This is a genomic window from Rhizobium pantanalense (assembly GCF_030182525.1).
Classification (GTDB): Bacteria; Pseudomonadota; Alphaproteobacteria; order Rhizobiales; family Rhizobiaceae; genus Rhizobium.
The window spans coordinates 1,120-3,735 of sequence record NZ_JAQJCH010000031.1; the positions used below are offsets into that span (position 1 = coordinate 1,120).

1 rRNA gene (only partly in view) is annotated in these 2,616 nt (G+C 53.2%); it reads left to right on the top strand.

The features are described from left to right. A 23S ribosomal RNA gene (locus tag PH558_RS33940) occupies positions 1–2,614 on the top strand (it extends 199 nt beyond the left edge of the window). The last annotated feature ends 2 nt before the right edge of the window (positions 2,615–2,616 follow it).

Below are 2,616 nucleotides of genomic sequence, written 5' to 3' on the forward strand. Positions count from 1 at the left end.
ATTGTAACAAGGTATCTTCACCTGAATAAAATAGGGTGTAAGAAGCGAACGCAGGGAACTGAAACATCTAAGTACCTGCAGGAAAGGACATCAACCGAGACTCCGCAAGTAGTGGCGAGCGAACGCGGACCAGGCCAGTGGCAATGAGTGTTAAAGTGGAAGAACCTGGAAAGGTTTGCCGCAGAGGGTGACAGCCCCGTACGCGTAGATACACTTATTGTCCTAGAGTAGGGCGGGACACGTGAAATCCTGTCTGAACATGGGGAGACCACTCTCCAAGCCTAAGTACTCGTGCATGACCGATAGCGAACCAGTACCGTGAGGGAAAGGTGAAAAGCACCCCGACAAGGGGAGTGAAATAGAACCTGAAACTGGATGCCTACAAACAGTCGGAGCCCGCAAGGGTGACGGCGTACCTTTTGTATAATGGGTCAACGACTTAGTGTAACAAGCAAGCTTAAGCCGGTAGGTGTAGGCGAAGCGAAAGCGAGTCTGAATAGGGCGATATAGTTTGTTGCATTAGACCCGAAACCGAGTGATCTAGCCATGAGCAGGTTGAAGGTTGGGTAACACCAACTGGAGGACCGAACCCGCATCTGTTGCAATAGATTGGGATGACTTGTGGCTAGGGGTGAAAGGCCAATCAAACTCGGAAATAGCTGGTTCTCCGCGAAATCTATTTAGGTAGAGCGTCTGGCGAATACTCCCGGGGGTAGAGCACTGGATGGGCTATGGGGACTCACCGTCTTACTGATCCTAACCAAACTCCGAATACCGGGAAGTACTACCAGGCAGACACACGGCGGGTGCTAACGTCCGTCGTGAAAAGGGCAACAACCCTAACCTCCAGCTAAGGTCCCCAAGTCATGGCTAAGTGGGAAAGGATGTGAGGATCCCAAAACAACCAGGATGTTGGCTTAGAAGCAGCCATCATTTAAAGAAAGCGTAACAGCTCACTGGTCTAGTCAAGGGTCTTTGCGCCGAAAATGTAACGGGGCTGAAGCCATGCACCGAAGCTGAGGATTCCTCTTTGAGGAGTGGTAGCGGAGCGTTCCGTAAGCTGATGAAGGGATACCCGTGAGGGGTCCTGGAGGTATCGGAAGTGCGAATGTTGACATGAGTAACGATAAAGAGGGTGAGAGACCCTCTCGCCGAAAGACCAAGGGTTCCTGCTTAAAGTTAATCTGAGCAGGGTTAGCCGGCCCCTAAGACGAGGCGGACACGCGTAGTCGATGGGAACCACGTTAATATTCGTGGGCCTGGTGGTAGTGACGGATTGCTTAACTTGTTCACACTTATTGGATTGTGTGGGCGGGGACGCGGTTCCAGGAAATAGCTCCACCGTATAGACCGTACCCGAAACCGACACAGGTGGTCAGGTAGAGTATACCAAGGCGCTTGAGAGAACTATGTTGAAGGAACTCGGCAAATTGCACGCGTAACTTCGGAAGAAGCGTGACCCTTATGTGCGCAAGCATGTGAGGGTGGCACAGACCAGGGGGTAGCGACTGTTTACCAAAAACACAGGGCTCTGCGAAGTCGCAAGACGACGTATAGGGTCTGACGCCTGCCCGGTGCTGGAAGGTTAAGAGGAGGGGTGCAAGCTCTGAATCGAAGCCCCAGTAAACGGCGGCCGTAACTATAACGGTCCTAAGGTAGCGAAATTCCTTGTCGGGTAAGTTCCGACCTGCACGAATGGCGTAACGACTTCCCCGCTGTCTCCAACATAGACTCAGTGAAATTGAATTCCCCGTGAAGATGCGGGGTTCCTGCGGTCAGACGGAAAGACCCCGTGCACCTTTACTATAGCTTTACACTGGCATTCGTGTCGGCATGTGTAGGATAGGTGGTAGGCTTTGAAGCAGGGACGCCAGTTCTTGTGGAGCCATCCTTGAAATACCACCCTTATCGTCATGGATGTCTAACCGCGGTCCGTTATCCGGATCCGGGACAGTGTATGGTGGGTAGTTTGACTGGGGCGGTCGCCTCCGAAAGAGTAACGGAGGCGCGCGATGGTGGGCTCAGACCGGTCGGAAATCGGTCGTCGAGTGCAATGGCATAAGCCCGCCTGACTGCGAGACTGACAAGTCGAGCAGAGACGAAAGTCGGTCATAGTGATCCGGTGGTCCCGTGTGGAAGGGCCATCGCTCAACGGATAAAAGGTACGCCGGGGATAACAGGCTGATGACCCCCAAGAGTCCATATCGACGGGGTTGTTTGGCACCTCGATGTCGGCTCATCGCATCCTGGGGCTGGAGCAGGTCCCAAGGGTTTGGCTGTTCGCCAATTAAAGCGGTACGTGAGCTGGGTTCAGAACGTCGTGAGACAGTTCGGTCCCTATCTGCCGTGGGTGTAGGAATATTGACAGGATCTGTCCCTAGTACGAGAGGACCGGGATGGACATATCTCTGGTGGACCTGTTGTCCTGCCAAGGGCATAGCAGGGTAGCTATATATGGAATGGATAACCGCTGAAGGCATCTAAGCGGGAAACCAACCTGGAAACGAGTGTTCCCTATCAGAGCCGTGGAAGACGACCACGTTGATAGGCCGGGTGTGGAAGTGCGGCAACGCATGAAGCTTACCGGTACTAATAGCTCGATTGGCTTGATCGTTC